Source organism: Bradyrhizobium sp. TM233, assembly GCF_036247965.1.
Lineage (GTDB): Bacteria > Pseudomonadota > Alphaproteobacteria > Rhizobiales > Xanthobacteraceae > Bradyrhizobium > Bradyrhizobium ottawaense.
Genome location: NZ_BTIG01000018.1, coordinates 88035 through 104340 on the forward strand (window position 1 = coordinate 88035; position 16306 = coordinate 104340).

General features: G+C 64.1%; 16 protein-coding genes. 5 read left to right on the forward strand and 11 right to left on the reverse strand.

Annotated features, from left to right (window positions below; genetic code table 11):
* Positions 1–73: 73 nt before the first annotated feature.
* The 4 genes from AABA86_RS27900 to AABA86_RS27915 all read right to left on the reverse strand — a co-directional run bounded on the left by AABA86_RS27900 (position 74) and on the right by AABA86_RS27915 (position 4061).
* Positions 74–1066 (reverse strand): ABC transporter substrate-binding protein, encoded by a 993-nt coding sequence (locus AABA86_RS27900; RefSeq protein ID WP_338309121.1) that lies wholly within the window; start codon positions 1064–1066, stop codon positions 74–76.
* Between the two features lie 55 nt (positions 1067–1121).
* Complete coding sequence (locus AABA86_RS27905; RefSeq protein ID WP_338309122.1) at positions 1122–1931, reverse strand: ABC transporter permease; 810 nt, start codon at positions 1929–1931, stop codon at positions 1122–1124.
* 359 nt (positions 1932–2290) lie between these two features.
* Positions 2291–2998, reverse strand: a complete 708-nt coding sequence (locus AABA86_RS27910; protein ID WP_338309123.1) for a TetR/AcrR family transcriptional regulator — start codon at positions 2996–2998, stop codon at positions 2291–2293.
* Positions 2999–3212: 214 nt separating this feature from the next.
* Positions 3213–4061, reverse strand: coding sequence for a VOC family protein (locus tag AABA86_RS27915; RefSeq protein WP_338309124.1), 849 nt, complete (start codon positions 4059–4061; stop codon positions 3213–3215).
* 222 nt (positions 4062–4283) lie between these two features.
* On the opposite strand from AABA86_RS27915, the gene AABA86_RS27920 reads away from it, so the two are divergent.
* Entirely contained in the window at positions 4284–5177 is an 894-nt protein-coding gene (locus AABA86_RS27920; RefSeq protein ID WP_038947033.1) for a sugar kinase, read from the forward strand.
* A 17-nt stretch (positions 5178–5194) separates the two neighbouring features.
* Positions 5195–6109, forward strand: coding sequence for a ribokinase (gene rbsK / locus AABA86_RS27925; RefSeq protein ID WP_338309125.1), 915 nt, complete (start codon positions 5195–5197; stop codon positions 6107–6109).
* On the opposite strand, the gene AABA86_RS27930 is transcribed toward rbsK, so the two are convergent.
* Complete coding sequence (locus AABA86_RS27930) at positions 6110–7330, reverse strand: NAD(P)/FAD-dependent oxidoreductase (RefSeq protein WP_338309126.1); 1221 nt, start codon at positions 7328–7330, stop codon at positions 6110–6112. It lies immediately after the preceding gene.
* Positions 7331–7557: 227 nt separating this feature from the next.
* Between AABA86_RS27930 and AABA86_RS27935 the strand changes: the two genes are divergently transcribed.
* Positions 7558–8352, forward strand: coding sequence for an enoyl-CoA hydratase/isomerase family protein (locus AABA86_RS27935; RefSeq protein WP_338309127.1), 795 nt, complete (start codon positions 7558–7560; stop codon positions 8350–8352).
* Positions 8349–8924, forward strand: a complete 576-nt coding sequence (locus AABA86_RS27940; protein ID WP_038947028.1) for a histidine phosphatase family protein — start codon at positions 8349–8351, stop codon at positions 8922–8924. Before AABA86_RS27935 ends, AABA86_RS27940 begins: the two co-directional genes overlap by 4 nt.
* Here AABA86_RS27940 and AABA86_RS27945 read toward each other — a convergent pair.
* From AABA86_RS27945 to AABA86_RS27960, 4 genes are all read right to left on the reverse strand, one after another.
* A complete protein-coding gene (locus AABA86_RS27945) occupies positions 8917–10257 on the reverse strand; it encodes a TRAP transporter large permease (protein WP_038947027.1) in 1341 nt (446 codons plus the stop codon). The genes AABA86_RS27940 and AABA86_RS27945 overlap by 8 nt on opposite strands.
* A complete protein-coding gene (locus AABA86_RS27950) occupies positions 10254–10832 on the reverse strand; it encodes a TRAP transporter small permease (protein WP_338309128.1) in 579 nt (192 codons plus the stop codon). The genes AABA86_RS27945 and AABA86_RS27950 overlap by 4 nt, the downstream gene beginning before the upstream one ends.
* A 247-nt stretch (positions 10833–11079) precedes the next feature.
* On the reverse strand, positions 11080–12087 hold the full coding sequence (locus AABA86_RS27955; RefSeq protein ID WP_338309129.1) for a TRAP transporter substrate-binding protein: 1008 nt from the start codon (positions 12085–12087) through the stop codon (positions 11080–11082).
* 61 nt (positions 12088–12148) lie between these two features.
* The gene (locus AABA86_RS27960) at positions 12149–13867 is read right to left on the reverse strand and encodes an IlvD/Edd family dehydratase (RefSeq protein ID WP_212247973.1); all 1719 of its coding nucleotides are present in this window, start codon (positions 13865–13867) and stop codon (positions 12149–12151) included.
* Between the two features lie 174 nt (positions 13868–14041).
* Between AABA86_RS27960 and AABA86_RS27965 the strand changes: the two genes are divergently transcribed.
* Positions 14042–14725: a GntR family transcriptional regulator gene (locus tag AABA86_RS27965; RefSeq protein ID WP_038947022.1), complete on the forward strand. Its 684-nt coding sequence runs from the start codon at positions 14042–14044 to the stop codon at positions 14723–14725.
* Positions 14726–14746: 21 nt separating this feature from the next.
* Here the strand turns inward: AABA86_RS27965 and AABA86_RS27970 are convergent, their stop codons facing one another.
* Positions 14747–15160: a hypothetical protein gene (locus AABA86_RS27970; protein ID WP_038947021.1), complete on the reverse strand. Its 414-nt coding sequence runs from the start codon at positions 15158–15160 to the stop codon at positions 14747–14749.
* A 311-nt stretch (positions 15161–15471) separates the two neighbouring features.
* A complete protein-coding gene (locus AABA86_RS27975; protein ID WP_338309130.1) occupies positions 15472–16296 on the reverse strand; it encodes an NAD-dependent epimerase/dehydratase family protein in 825 nt (274 codons plus the stop codon).
* Between the last annotated feature and the right edge of the window lie 10 nt (positions 16297–16306).

Consider the following 16306-nt stretch of genomic DNA (forward strand, 5'->3'; position numbering starts at 1 on the left):
GACCTTCGGCAACAATCAAGCCCGGTGGTTATGGGTCCCTGCGTTCGCAGGGACGACAGCGGAGAATGATCGCTCACGAGCCACTCTTCGGCAGATAGTCGTTGGTGTAAAAGGCCTTCGGGTTGTCCTTGGCCTTGGCATCGAGCCCGCCATATTCGACCATCAGATTGACGGTTTCCGTCATGTTCTGGTCGGTGACCTGGAACGGCCGCTTGCTCTTGGTCTCCGCGGTCCGGTACAGCGGAATCGTCAGCTCAAAGCCCTGCGTCAGCGTGTCGATCTTGCCGCCCTTGGGGTTGGCATCGAGGATCGACTGCGCCGCCGCCTTCGGCTCCTTCTCGGCGGCCTCGACCGCCTTGGTCGTCGCCGACATGAAGCGGCGGACGAGATCGGCATTGGCTTTCACATAGTCGGCGTTGGCGATGATGCCCGAGGAGACCATGTTGATGCCGTAGTCGGCAAACTTGATCGGGTAGACGTCCTTGCCGGTCGCGTCCTTGATCTTCATCGACTGGTCCATGACGTAGCCGAGCAACAGATCGGCCTGGCCGTTGATGACCGCATTGAGCTTGGTCTGGCCGTCGCCTGCGACGGTCTGGAAGTCGCTTTCCTTCAGGCCGGTCTTCTTCAGGAATAGCGGCCAGATCTGGGTCATGGAATCGGCCGGCGTGATCGCCACCGTCTTGCCTTTGATGTCCTCGGGCTTTTTGATGTTCTTGTCGGCAAAACCCATGGCGGACATCGGTGAGGTCTGCAGCAGCACGCCGGTTGCAACCACGGGCGCGCCCTTGATTGCGGCACGCATCATGGTGGGAACGTCGACATAGCCGAAATCGGCGGTCTTGGCGGCGACGGCCTGCGTGGTCGCAGCCGAGCCGCGGCCTTCCTGGATCTCGAGGTCGATGCCTTCGGCCGCGTAAATGCCCTTGGCCTTGCCGTAATAGAACGGCGCGTGCTCGCCATAGACGTACCAGTTGAGCATCAGCACGACCTTGTCGGCCGCTTGCGCCGGCATGGCCGCAAACACCATCAGCGCCACTGATGCAGCCCCAATCAACCGCTTCATCGTCACTCTCCCTTGCCGTTGTTGCTTCGGCCGTTGGTGGCCGTTTGTGCTTGAGTTAAGAAGCGAAAATCACGTCCTCGCGCTGGCTGACATGCCAGGGAATGACCAGCTTCTCGATCCGGTCGACGATCCAGAACAGGATCACGCCGAGCAGCGCGAGAATGACGAGGGCCGCGAACATCGTCGGCAGGTCGAAGGTGCCGATCGAGCGCTGCATCACGTAGCCGATGCCGGAATTGGACCCCACGAACTCGCCGACGACCGCACCGACGACGGCGAGGGTCACCGACACTTTGAGGCCGGAGAAGATCGCAGGCAGTGCGTGCGGCAGATTCACCGCACAAAACACCTGGAAGCGGCTGCCCTGCATGGCGCGGGCGAGATCGACCATGTCAGGATCGACGGACTTGAAGCCCTGCACGGCCGAGACCACGACCGGGAAGAAGCCGAGCAGGAACGCCGAGATGACCTTTGGAATGATACCGAATCCGAACCAGACCACGAACAGCGGCGCGATCGCGATCTTGGGCACGGATTGCGAGAACACCAGCAGCGGATAGACGTAGCTCTCCACCGTCTTCGAGCCCGCGATCAGCATCGCGACGGGAATGCCGAACAGAGCGGACAGCGCGAAACCGCAGACGGTCGCATAGGTCGTCGGCCAGGACTGGCGCAGCAGTTCCGGCCACTCGGTCCGCAGGACGGCGACGACATCGAGAGGCGCCGGTATCTGGTAGGCAGGAATCCTGAACAGCCGGATCGCAACATCCCAGGCCACGACGATGAAGACCAGGAACAGGAACGGCCGAACCCAGGCCGCATTCAGCACCTTGGACACCGCACCTTGCGGCTTCAGCTCAGCCAATTTTCACTCCCGGCATTCTTCTTCGTTCTGGAGAGAAATTAACCCGTTGGATAAATACTGTCCAGAGGATTTACTGTGGCGTTTTGCGGCGGTTCCGAGGTGCTTTGAAAATGGAACGGTCGCCTCCGTGTCCCGGACGCGCTGCAGCGCTCTTGCGTTGCTGCGCAGAGCCGGGACCCAGGAGCCACGCGTCCCGTCGATCCATGGGCCCCGGCTCTGCAGCGCACCGCGAAGACGCGCTGCGCTGCGTCCGGGGCACGAGACCGCTCCACTTGCGACGTCATATCAGTGAAAGCGGGCAATAACGGCGGAGATTGAGAAAACGGGTGGATGCTACATCCACCAACGAGCGGACCGCCCTAAACCGTCTGCGCCACCGTGGCGCGCGACTTCGGCGCTTTCGGGATCTCGAACAACGCGAAGGACTGCCCGGTCAGCGCGGCCAGGACCAGGCCGACCATATGCGCCAACCGCTCGTCCTTGGCCTTCTTGTCCAAGAGGTCGCGGCCGAAGATCACGCTGAGGGTCGCCGAGTTCGAGAGGTAGAAGAAGCAGAGCCCTGCGATGGAAATGTAGAGCTGCACCGGATCGACCGCGACCTGGAAGTCGCCGCTGTCGACGCCGCGCCGCACCACGGTGCGGATCATCTCGACGAAGGGCGAGTGCATCGACTTGACCTTGGTCGATTTCTTCAGGTGCTTTGCGCGCGCGAGGTTCTCGGTCTGGAGCAGCGACAGGAATTCGGGATTGCGAAGGAAGTAATTCCAGGTGAACTCGATCAGCCGCCGGATCGCCTCGGGCGGCTCGAGGTGCTCGAGATCGAGCCCCCGCTCCTCGCTGCGGATCTTGTCATAGGCGCCTTCGAGCACCGCCAGGTACAGCTCGTCCTTGTTGCCGACGTGGTAATAGAGCATGCGCTTGTTGGCGCCGGCCTTGGCCGCAATGCGGTCGACGCGCGCGCCGGCGAGCCCGTGAGCGGAAAACTCCTGCTTGGCGGCTTCGAGAATGCGCAGCCGCATCCCCTCGGGATCGCGCTGCCATTTCAGAGTTCGCTTCGCCTTCGCCAAACCGGGGTGCTCGCTGCGGTGGTCAGGCTACGCGTGTAACACGAGGGGGGGGCCGCCGCATAGTTTCGCGACAGCGAAAGCCAAGCAAGCCGGTTTCGTAGGGTGGGCAAAGGCGCGCCTGCGCCGTGCCCACGTCGTCTCGCCAAAAAAGGCAGGACGTGGGCACGCTGCGCTTTGCCCACCCCTACGGGAGTCTTCGAGCGGAAAGAGCCGCCTAATCCACCGGCTTGGGCGAGCGCTCCAGCAGAACCGTCTGAATGCCGCAGGTGCCGTTCCGCACCGTCATGATCCGCGTGCCGGGCTTGCGGCCGTTGCGGACCTCGGTGACGTCGAGGCCGGCGGCGATCAGGCGGGCGCGCGTGGCGTCGATGTCGGCGACCCGCCAGCTCAGGCCCCACAGCCGGTCGTGCGCGAGGTCGCCGCCAGCAACCGGCCGACGGACCACCTCGACGATGAGATCGCCGCATCGGAAGAACATCAGCTGGCCCCAATCCTGGTGCGAGCGGTCGAGCGCCAAATCGAGGCCGAGCCGCGCGCCGTAGAGCGCCGCGGCGCGTTCGGAATCCTCGGTGGTGACCACGACGTGGTCGAGCGCGTCGATCGGCGCGACGTCGGTCGCGACCGAGAGCGGGCGCTCGTCGGCAAGCTCGAGGAAGAACATGCGCACGCCGCGCGTGAGTTCCGTGGCAGCGCGCGTGCGCTTCCAATGCAGGACGGCTCCCGATTCGGCGTCGCTGCTCTCCACCTCGGTGACGGGATCAGGCTTCAAGGCCACCCGCTCCAGTCGCCGGTGCATCCTGCTCATGTCTGCGACACGAAAGCACAGGCTGGCGAGCATGCCCTCCTGGTCGTCGAGCAGCGCGCGCATCCGGTCCGCGGTCACGCTGAAACCGCTCGGCGCCATCAATTCGATCGTCATGTTCTCGAGGGTGAACAGCACGCGGTCGGCGCCCTCGCCGGAGTTCTGCCAGGCCGGCGCGCGGGCGAGCAGCGTCTGGTAGGCCGCCTTGGCTGCACCGATATCCCTGACCAGAGCGACGACGTGATCGAGGCCGGTGATCATATGTCCCCCTTTTGATCGACCCTTTTATTGACCTGGAACCAATGCGCCGAAACACGGCGTTTGTCCGGGCTTGGCATTGCCCGGTGATGGTCGTATTCCGGCCCCATGCTGACCTCAAGCGCTTGGGGCGGCAAATTTGCGAATAATTTCAGCGATCCCTGAGCGGAACCGGTGCTACAGTAAGCGGCCGGCCTGGACCACAAAGCGCATGACGGACAAGCAATGCAGGCTCTCTTCATCGGACAGACCTATATCGACGTCGTCTTCATCACCGACCACATGCCGACCGGCGACGAAAAGCACGTGGCCTCGGACTACGCAGTCTCCTTCGGCGGCAACGCGGTGACGGCGGCGTTCTGCTGCGCCAAGCTCGGCATCGTGCCTGACCTGATCGCCACCGCGGCCAATGACTGGCTGGGACGCATGTTCCAGGACATGTGCGCAAAATACGCGATCTCGCTGCACGGACGGAAGGTGAACCAGTCCTCGCTCTCCTTCATCATGCCCAAGGACGGCAAGCGCGCCATCGTCCGCTGCCGCGACGACGAGCACATCCATCCCTTTCCGATGCTCAATCTCGGCGGCTGCCGCGCGTTGCACGTGGATGGCCACCAGCCCGATGCCGCGCTCCACTACGCCAAGGTCTGCCGCGAGGCCGGCATTCTGACCTCGCTCGACGGCGGCGGCCTGCGCACCAACACCCATGAGCTGCTGGAATTTATCGACGTCGCCATCGTCGCCGAGCGCCTGTGCGAGCAGATGGATTTGACGCCGGAGAAGATGCTCGACTATCTCAAGAGCCGCGGCTGCAGGATCGGCGGCATTACCATGGGCGAGAAGGGCCTGCTCTGGTACGACGAAACCGGGACGGTGCAGGTGATGCCGGCGATGCCGATCCCGCGCGAGCGCGTGATCGACACCAACGGCGCCGGCGACGTCTTCCACGGCGCCTATGTCTATTCCTACCTCGCCCACCCCGGCAAAAGCTGGCGCGAGCATTTTGATTTTGCCCGGGCGGCCTCGACCTTCAAGATCCAGCGCCTCGGCAACGAGGCCGGCCTACCGACGCTTGTCGACATCGCCAAGGTCCGGCATGAGTTCGAGGTCAGGGTTTAAATTCCACAGGGGCAATTATGGGGCGTGTCTTCGTCGCCGGCAGCATCAACATGGATGTGGTGGCGACCGCCGATCGCCACCCGCGCGTTGGCGAGACCGTTGCTGGTCAGCAGGTACTGTATTTTCCTGGCGGCAAGGGTGCGAACCAGGCGGTGGCGGCGTCACGGCTCGGCGCCCGGACCACGCTGATCGGGCGGCTGGGGAAGGATTCCTTTGGCGCTGAGCTGAGGGCGTTCCTCGGCGCGCAAGGCATCGATCTCGGTTCGGTGCGCGACGCCGACACCCACACCGGCACTGCGATCATCACGGTCGCGGCCTCCGACAACACCATCGTCGTCATTCCCGGCAGCAATGCGCAGGTCGGCGCGGATGATGTCGCGGACGTGCCGCTGATGAAGGGCGATATCGCCGTCAGCCAGTTCGAGATTCCGCTGCCAACGATTGCCGCGTTCTTCCGCCGCGCGCGCGAGGCCGGCGTCGTAACCTTGCTCAACCCGGCGCCGGCGCAAAAGATGTCCGGTGAGCTGCTCGCGCTGGTCGACATCCTCGTGCTGAACGAGACCGAGCTAGGCTTCCTCGTCGGCGCTGAACTCTCCGACAGCGACGAGCCCGCGAAAATCCTCGATGTCGCGCGAAAGCTTCAGGCGCGCGCGGACCAGAGCATCTGCGTGACGCTCGGCAAGCGCGGCGTGCTCGCGCTTGCCGGTCGCGAAGAGGTCGCGGTGCCCGGGCGTGCCGTGAAGGCGGTCGATACCACCGGCGCCGGCGATTGTTTTGTCGGCGCGCTCGCCGCGCAACTGGCTGACGGTGTGCCCTTGCGTGCCGTCCTCGCCTTTGCCAACGCCGCCGCCTCCATCAGCGTGCAGCGCATGGGCGCGGGGCCGTCGATGCCGACGGCCACGGAAGTGGCGGCGGTGCTCCGCGCTGGCTGATCACGCCAGCGCGCTCTTCAAATCGAAGCTGTCATCCGCGGCCTGCGCCGGCGTGATCGAGCGATTCATGCCCTGCAACCGTCGGCCGAACATGTGATCGCCGGCGCGGTTGATGGATTCGATACCGAGCAGCGTCTCACCCTTGTAGCAGAACGCGGAGAACGCCTTGTTCGCGGCGCTGCCACGCAGCACGACGCGGTCATAGCCGGTGGTGAGGCCGGCGATCTGGAGCTTGTCATCGCCCTGGTCGCTCCAGAACCAGGGATGGCTGTCATAGGGCTTTTTGTCGCCGGTCAACCGCGCCGCGAGGCAGCGGGCGTGGTCGGTGGCGTTCTGCACCGATTCCAACCGCAGCGATCCGCCGAAGCGCGGGCTTGCGAACAGCGCGCAGTCGCCGATCGCGGAGATATCAGGGTCAGCCGTCGAAAGATATTCGTCGACGATGATGCCGGCGGCGACCGGCAGCCCGGCCTCAGCTGCAAGCTCGATGTTCGGCAGCACACCGACGCCGACCACGACGAGGTCGGCGGGCAGATGCCGTCCGTCGCTCAGGGAGACCCCGGTGACCTTGCCGCCTTCTGCCTCGATCGAGGTGGCCTGCACGCCGAGGTGAATGCGGATGCCAGCCTCGCGATGCCGCGCCTGAAAATACTCCGAGACCTCCGCCGTCACCGCCCGCGCCATCACGCGCGGGGCAAGCTCGAGCACGTCGACCTCGAGGCCCTTGATCCGCGCGGTGGCGGCGAATTCGAGACCAATGAAGCCGGCGCCGATCACCACGACCCGTGTCTTCGAGGGCATGATCGCACGCAGCGCATCGCTCTCGTCGAGGATGCGCAGATATTTCACGTCGGGCAGATTGGCGTTGGGCAGGTCGAGCAGCCGGTTGCGCGCGCCGGTGGCCAGCACGAGGTGACCGTAGGCCAGCGTCTCGCCCGAGGCGAGCAGCACCTTGTGGCTGGCGCGGTCAATCGACACCGCGCGGCCCGCGATCAACTCGATCTTCTGGTCCTGGTAGAATTTTTCGGGGCGGAACATCAGGCTCTCCGGCCCGGCCGAGCCCTTGATATAGGCCTTGGACAAAGGCGGCCGCTGATAGGGCAGATGCGCCTCGTCATTGATCAGGCAGATGCGCTCGGAAAAGCCCGCCTGGCGCAGCGATGCCGCGACCTGATAGCCGCCATGGCCGGCACCGACGATGATCACCGGACCGTCGCTCATTGGACGGCCCATTTCCGGAAGACACGAGCGTAACCCATGTCGTCTCCTCTCTCGCTGATTTTGGTTGCTGGCCTTACGAGGAGCCGGCGCTCGTGTCCGTCTCTTGGCGAAGGCGGCCCCATTTGAGCCTATCGTTTCGCCCCGCGCAAGGGCGGCGGCCGGGGATTGTCACCCCTGCCCTTCTGCGATTTAGTTGCAGCAACCACCCCTGCCGGAGATTTTCTCAGATGCCAGCTCCCATCTCCCTGCCTGATGATCCCGCCCTGCTGCGAATCGACGGCCCGATCGCGACCATCACGCTCAACCGTCCCGCCGCGTTCAACTCCATCAACCTCGCGATCGCGCAGAAGCTCGAGCAGCTCGCGGCCTATATCGAAGCCGCTGACCCCATCAGGGTCGTCGTGCTCGAAGGCGAAGGCCGTGCGTTCTCGGCCGGCGGCGATCTGCAGACGATTGGTGCCGCCGCTGAAGCGGGCACGGTGACACCTGTGGTCGGCGAGCTCTTGAAGCACTATCACGCCTTCATCGAGATCGTCAGGCGCATGCCAAAGATCTCGCTGTCGAGCGTCCACGGCTCGGCCGCCGGCGCTGGCATGGGCCTCGCCTTCGTCACCGATCTCTGCATCGCCGCTGATGACGCCAAGTTCACGCCCGCCTATGCCAAGATCGGAGTGTCGCCGGACGGCGGTTCGACGGTCGGCATCGTCGGCACAGTCGGCTCCCGCCGGGCGCTGCAGATCTTCCTGTCCGAGGACAATTTTACTGCGCGCCAGGCCTATGAATGGGGCCTCGTCGCCAAGACGGTTCCGGCCGCCGAACTGAAGGCGGCCACGCGACAACTCGCCGAGCGGCTGGCGCAGAACCCGCCGGCTGCGATCGCCGGCACCAAACAGCTGGTCTACCAGGCTGCCACCACGCCGGTGAAGCAGCAGCTCGATGCCGAGGAGCACAAGATCATCATGGCCATGAACACGGAAGAATTCCGCACCGCCGTGAAGAAGTTCACGAGCAAGTCGAAGTGACGACTCCAGCGCGTACGTTCTACGGCCTTCGTCATGGTGCGACCGACTGGAATCGCGAGGGACGATTCCAGGGGCGGACCGACAATCCGCTGAATGAGGACGGCCTCCGGCAGGCGCACGAGGCCGTGGACATGCTGCGCGGCGCCGGCATCAGCCGAATCGTTGCAAGTCCCTTGGCCCGCGCGGCACGAACGGCCGAGATCATCGCGGCCGCGATCTCGGTGCCGCTGGCGATCGACGACGGCATCATCGAGTTCGACTTCGGAAGCTTCGAGGGCCTACCCGTTCGCGACCTCATGATCAAGCACGGGGTCAAGTCGGCGACGGGCCTCGTCTCGATCCTGCCGGCCGACGGCGAGAGCTGGGACGCCATGACGGAACGGTCGCTGGCTTGCGTCTCGGCCTGGCTCGACGGTCACCCCGACGATAATTTGCTGTTCGTCTGCCACGACGCTGTGATGCAGGGCATGGCGAACGCGCTATGCGGCAGCTACTTCAAGAATAGCCATGGCACGCCGTTCCGTTACGTGCGCGAGCAGGCGCAATGGCGGATCGAGCAAGTCGTTACTTAGGACAGATATAGCCCGTCCCCGCCGGGGACTTGAAGCAGCCGACCGATTCCGGCAGCACCTTCTGCGGCAGCCACAGCACCACGCTCGGGAAGTAGATCGCGAATGCGATCGTCCCCAGGAACACCAGATAGATCGGCAACGCAGCGCGTAGCGCTTTCGCGAAACTTATGCCGACGAATTTCGACGCCATTAGCAGCACCAGCCCGTAAGGCGGCGTGATCAGGCCGAAGGCGAGCGTGGCGATCAGCACCACGCCCATATGGACGCTATTGATGTCACCCGCCTCCGTCAGCGTGTTGACCAGCGGCATGAAGATGATGATGGTCGGCACCGGCTCGATGAAGTCGCCTACGATGGTGAAGAGCAGCACCATCAGCAGCATGATCAGATGCGGATCGTTACCTGCCATCGAGGTGATAACGTCGGCGATGTAGCTCGCGCCCCGCAGATAAGCGAGCATCCAGCCGAAGGCATTGGCCGCGCCGATGGTGACCAGCGGCAGCGAGAAGATCAGTCCGGCAATGCAGAAATCGTAAGGGATATTCTTGATGTGCCCGCGATTGAGCGCGGGGATCACGACGAGCACGATCCAGACCACGGCAACGACGCCCGCCTCCGTCGGCGTGAACCAGCCGGTCAAAATGCCCCCTAACAGGATCACCGGGATCATCAGCGGCAGGGCCGCATCGCCAGCCGCGAACACCACCTGCCGAAGCGGGGCGCGCGGCTTGCGCAGGCCCGAGGGACCGAAGAAGTAGCAGTAGATCATCAGGCCGAAGCCGATCATGAGGCCCGGTACGACGCCCGCCATGAACAGGCCGGCGATCGAGACGTTACCGACCGCGCCGTAGACCACGGCGGTGATGCTCGGCGGCACCAGTGCGGCAATGGTCGAGGCCGAGGCGATGATGGCGGCGATGAAGGCGGGCTCGTAGCCCTCGCGCTTCATCGGCCCACCGAGCGCGCGGCTCATCACGGCGACGTCGGCGGTGGTCGAGCCTGACATTTCCGAGAAGAACATGCTGAAGACCACCACGACCTGCGACAGTCCGCCCCTGATATGCCCGACCAGCGACACCGACAGGTTGGCTATTCGCACCACCACGTTCGCCGAGCTCATGAGCTCGCCGACCAGCAGGAAGAACGGGATCGCCAGCAACGCCTCGGAATCCACGCCGTCGAAGATCTTCTGGATGATGGCGGCGAGCGAGACGTCGGACAGGATCGCGCCGATGAAGACGCCGGCCATCAGCGAGAACGGCACCGGCACGCCGAGATAGCCGAACGACAGGAAGCAGACCGTCATCAACGCCAGGACAACAGGAGCGCTCATAGCTGCGCCCTCGGCTGCGCATCGGTGACGATGGGCGTTCCATCTTCCTCAGGCGGCTCGGGATGATCAAAGCCGTTGCGCAGGCCGTTGACCAGCTGCTCGATGGTGAACAGGCCGATCAGCACGCCCGACAGCGGGATGATTGCATAGAGCGAGGCGATCGGTGTTCCCGACGGCAGGCGAAAGCTGCCGAAGCCGCGGAGATAGTTCTGGTAGCCGTACCAGATCAGGCAGAACGCAACCCCGAGCACGACGATGCGGATGATGACTTCGACGATCATGCGCGAGGTGCCGTGCAAGGCCTCTGAGATGGCGGTGAGATAGAGGTGGTCGTTGCGCCGGGTCGCAGCCGCCGTGCCGACGAAGATCGCGTAGATGAACAGCGTCGAGGTCACCTCCTGGAGCCACAGCCAGGGATGACCGATGGTGCGCGTCACGATGTCGGCGGTCACCGATAGCGAGAACCCGAAGCACAGCACGCCGCAGAGGATCATCAGCGCGAGCTCGAGCCAGTCGAGCCAGCGCCATTTCAGGTGGCGCTGGCGTTGCACGAGCAGTTTGTCGGCGATGGCCATCAATGTCCTCGTCGTCCCGGGCCTAGTGCGAATCGGCGGCTGCTGGCTGAGTGAACCTCTCCCGCCTGCGGGAGAGGCATAGGCCGCCTACGGCGGCCCTTCTTCTAGGACACGCCGAGGCGAAGCCTCGGCTATGGCGGAGCGCCGGGTGAGGGCTGCCTCCTCATTGGGGTACTCCGCGGAGACACCCTCTCCCCTACCCTCTCCCGCAAGCGGGAGAGGGAGCGCACCGTCTTCCGGCATCACGTTAGTTGATCGACCGGATCAAATCCTTGATCTTCTCGGCATGCGGGCCGAGCTCCTTGGCGAGCTTGTCGAGATAGGGATCGGCGATCGTCGTGAAGGTCTTCTTGTCGACGTTGTCGACGATCTTCACGCCCATCTTCTTCAACTTCTCGGCCGCGGTACGTTCGAGCTCGAACGCCTTTGCCGGCTCCTTGGTGCTGATCTCGTTGGCGGCGGACTGCACCCAGCCCTTCTGCTCCGCCGACAGGCTCTGCCAGAGCTTGTCCGAGATGAACACCAGCGCGTTGTTGGCCTCGTGCTCGGTGATGTTGAGGACCGGCGCGACCTCGTAGTGCTTGTTGACGAGGTAGACGTTGATGCTGTTCTCGGCGACGTCGACGACGCCGGTCTGCAGGCTGGTGTAGACGCTGCCGAACGGCATGTGCACGGTCTGGGCGCCATAGGCCGGGAACATGGTGTCCTCGGTCGCGGTCGCCTGCACGCGGACCTTCAGGCCCTTGACGTCGCCGACGTTGTGGATTTCCCGCTTCGAGTACATGTGGCGCACGCCCTGCGATCCCGTCGCGATCACGTGCAGGCCCTGCGTGGTCTCGTCGATCAGGGTCTTGAGCGCTTCGAACACTTTCGGATCGGCCAGCCCCTTGATCACGTGGTTCTCGTCGCGGAACAGGAAGTGCAGGGACATCACGCCGGCCTGCGGCGAGATCGTCGCGGTGTTGGCGGAGGAGATGATCGCGAATTCGACGTCGCCGGCTTTGACGAGCTGGAGCACCTGCGGCTCCTGCCCGAGCTGCGCGCCGGGATACTGGTCGATGATCATGGTGCCCTTGCTCAATTCCTTGAGCTTGTCGGCAAAGAGGTCACCCGCGATGGAATAGCCGGTGTTGCGCGGCTGGTCGTAGGCGAAGCGATAATGCTTCACCTCCTGTGCCCCCGCCACGGTCACGAACAGCACGGCAGCCACAGCCGCCAACCCATGTAAGAATCCTGGCATGGATCGTGCAATCATCGTTTCCCCCTGTTGTATCGCCCGCCGCTTGTGCGGTCTGAGCGCTCGATCGAGTGGTCGATCAACCCTTCTCAGTCGTCTTCCCAGTCCTCTGCATGAAATCGAAGTCGCAGCCCTCGTCGGCCTGCATGATGGTCTCATTGAACAGCCAGGCATAGCCGCGCCGCGCTTCATCGGGCGCAGCCGCCGGCTTCAACGCAGCGCGCCGGCGCTCCAGCTCGGCTGCATCGACCAGCAGCTCGATGCTGCGCTTGGCCACATCCAGGCTGATCATGTCGCCGTTCTTCACCAGCGCCAGCGGCCCGCCCACGGCGGATTCCGGCGTGATGTGGAGAACGATAGTGCCGAACGCGGTGCCGCTCATGCGCGCATCCGAAATGCGCACCATGTCCTTGGTGCCGCCGCGCGCGAGCTTCTTCGGGATCGGCAGATAGCCAGCCTCAGGCATGCCGGGCGCGCCCTTGGGGCCGGCATTGCGCAGCACCAGCACATCGTCGGCGGTGACGTCGAGATCGGGATCGTCGACGCGCAAGGTCATGTCCTCGACGGATTCGAACACGACGGCACGGCCGGTGTGTTTCAACAGCTTGGGGCTCGCGGCCGATTGCTTGATGACGGCCCCGCGCGGCGCGAGATTGCCGTGCAGGACGGCGAGGCCGCCTTCCGTCTTGATCGGATTGTCGCGCGAGCGGATCGCGTCCTGACCAGGCACGTCCTCCGCATCGGCGACGACATCGCGCAGCGTCTGGCCTGAGATCGTCTTGGCGTCGAGATCGACGAGGTCGCCAAGCTGCGCCAGCAGCTTCGGCACGCCGCCGGCGTGATGGAAGTGCTCCATATAGTGCTCGCCCGACGGCTTGAGGTCGACCAGCACCGGCACCTCGCGGCCGATCTGGTCGAACACTTCGAGATCGAGCCGATGTGGCGAGCGATGCGCCATCGCGGTCAGATGGATCAGGCCGTTGGTGGAGCCGCCGATCGCCTGGAGCACGACCTGCGCATTCTTGAAAGATGCCGGCGTCAAGAGCTCGCTCGGCTTCGGTCCCTTGGTCTTGGCCATCTCGGCGGCAACCCTGCCGCTCGCTTCCGCAAGTCGGAAACGTTCGGCATGCGGTGCCGGGATCGTCGCGCTCATCGGAAGCGACAGGCCCATGGCTTCGATCATGCAGGCCATGGTGGACGCCGTGCCCATCACCATGCAGGTGCCGACCGACGGCGCGAGGCGGCCGTTCACTGCTTCGATTTCGACATCGTCGATTTCGCCGGCGCGATACTTGCCCCAGAGGCGGCGGCAATCGGTGCAGGCGCCCAGCACCTCGCCCTTGTGATGGCCGACCACCATGGGCCCGACCGGAATGACCACGGTCGGCAGGTCGGCGCTGATCGCCGCCATCACCTGCGCCGGAAGCGTCTTGTCGCAGCCGCCGATCACGATCACCGAATCCATCGGCTGGGCCCGGATCATCTCCTCGGTGTCCATTGCCATCAGGTTGCGCAGATACATCGAGGTCGGATGCGCAAAGCTCTCGGCGATCGAGATGGTCGGGAATACGAACGGCATTGCGCCCGACAGCATCACGCCGCGCTTGGCGGCTTCGATGATCTGCGGAACGTTGCCGTGGCAGGGATTGTAGTCGCTGTAGGTGTTGGTGATGCCGACGATCGGGCGCTCCAGCGCGTCGTCGGAATAGCCCATGGCCTTGATGAACGCCTTGCGCAGGAACAGCGAGAAGCCGGCATCGCCATAGCTCGTTAGACCCTTGCGCAAACCACTCGTCATCATGGCACTCCTTACCCTGCCATTGTGGTACAGCCCGCGCCTCGATTGTCAATAAGCTTGGTCTATATGGTCGCATTTTCCGCCTAATGGCCGCGTCTTCGTCTCGAATTATTGACAATCTGCCACTTCCCTGCTCCACAGGACGAGCCGGCCAGACGCCGGGAGACCGAGGGCATGTCCGACATTCGCACCGCAGACAGCATGCCGGTCCGGCACGACGATCCGGACGACGTCGTCGCGCGGCTGGAGGAGGACATCATCTTCGGCCGCCTCGCGCCCGCCGCGCGCCTCACCGAGGACGCGCTGATGTCGCGCTACGGCACCTCCAGGCACTTCGTGCGCCAAGCCTTGGTGGATGCCGAACGCCGCGGCATCGTCCGCCGCGAGAAGAATGTCGGCGCGACCGTGCGGTTCTATTCGGCCGAGGAGGTCCGTCAGATCTACGAGGTCAGGGAGATGCTGACCCGGCAGGCCGCGCTGATGATCCCCCTGCCCGCGCCGCAAGCCCTGATCGACGAGCTCTCCGCCCTGCAACGGCAATATTGCGCGAAGGCCGATTTGCGGGATCTGCGCGGCATCCACGAGGCCAACGACGCCTTCCACCTCGCGCTGTTCTCCGCCTGCGGCAATCCCTATCTGGTGGGCTCGCTCCAGGACTACATGAACCTGACCCTGCCAATGCGCGCGAAGAACCTCGCCGACCGCGAAGGGCTCGCGCAATCGCGGCGCCAGCACGAGATGATGATCGAGCTGCTGATGGGGCGCGACAGCTGGGCGCTGGCGCAGCTGTGCGTGGATCACATGCAGTTCAGCAAGAAGGATTATCTGGCGAGGATTGGAGGGGAGACGCGACGCTAGCGTGTGACGCCACACGGATATTCAGTACCGCCTCAGTAGCCCGCGATCTATGCTCGCCTCGCCATAATCGGCGCAAGCCCTTTTCGGGTTTCTGATCAGATCTGTGCGGACGCGCCTGAAGGTTTTGCGGGCCGCATCGGACACCTCGGGACGGAATTTGCGGGGATCGTAGCTCTCGCCATCGCGGGCCTTGATGGCCGCAGCATAGGCGTCGATCATGGCCATCGCCGCATCCGGACTGCCGAGCAATCGGGCGCCGAGCTGAACGCTGCTGCTGCCATCAACCTCGTAACCGTCGCACCGCTGCTCGAGCACCACGGAGGCGATGACCAGCTGGTCTAGGAACGTCGCCTCGGCATCGGTGAGCGCTGCAGCTTGCGCGGGGCCTGATACGATCGTCGCGATCATCGCGACGGCTGACAATTTGATTCTCATTGTCGTGGCTCTCAATTCCGATCGCACGAAACGAAAGCCGGATGATGTCCGCGGTGAGGTTGATCTGGATCAATGGCGGTCGCCGCGAGTCACATGCTTGCTGACGGGCATCATTCCTTCAACACGTCATTGCGAGCGTAGCGAAGCAATCCAGTATCCCGCCGCGGAAAGACGCTGGAGTGCGTCGCTGCGCTCGCAATGACGGTGTCGAGTACTGCGCCCCGACTTCACCGTCCTCGCGGAAACGCCCCTCACCCCAACCCTCTCCCCGTAAGAACGGGGCGAGGGAGCGCACCTGCGCGCGTCAGGCGTCAGCGCTTATTCCAATCGATAATCCGGCTCGCGTCGGCATCGAACTCCATGCTGCAGAACGTGCCGCCCTGGAAATAGTCGCCGACCGGATCCGGCTTCAGCTTGGCCTGCTCGGCCATCGCGTGCTCGCGGAAATCTTCGGCGCGGCCCGTGGGGCGATAGCCGAATTCGTAGGCGCGGCTGTTGTCCCACCAGGCTCGCTCGTTGAGGGAGGCGCCGTAGAAGATTTCGAAATGGATGTCGGGATGCTCGAGCCCGATGCGGCAGAGCTGCACGAGGTCGTCGGGCTTCAGCCAGATCGCGAGCCGGCGCTGGTCGAGCGGCATGTCGCCGAAATTGCCGATGCGCAGGCACGTCACCTTCAACCCGTGCTTGTCGGCATAGAGCGCGCCGACGGCTTCGCCGAACACCTTGCTGACGCCATAGCGGCCGTCGGGGCGCGGGGTGACGTCGGTGCCGATCTTGTGGTGGCGCGGATAGAAGCCGACGGCGTGGTTCGAGGAGGCGAACACGACGCGCTTGACGCCCTTGCGGTAGGCGGCCTCGAACAGATTGTAGCCGCCGATGATGTTGGCCTGGAGGATCTGATCCCAGGTGCCTTCGACCGAATAGCCGCCGAAATGGATGATGCCGTCGACGCCTTCGCAGATCGCCTCGCATTGCGCGAGATCGGCGAGGTCCGCCGCCTTGAATTTTTCGTTCGCACCGAGATCGACAGGCGGCTTGATGTCGGAGAGCAGAAGATCCGGATAGATCGGCGGCAGCAGTTTTCGCAGGCTCGTGCCGATTCCGCCCGAAGCTCCCGTCATCAAAATACGCGGCATGTCTTCCCTC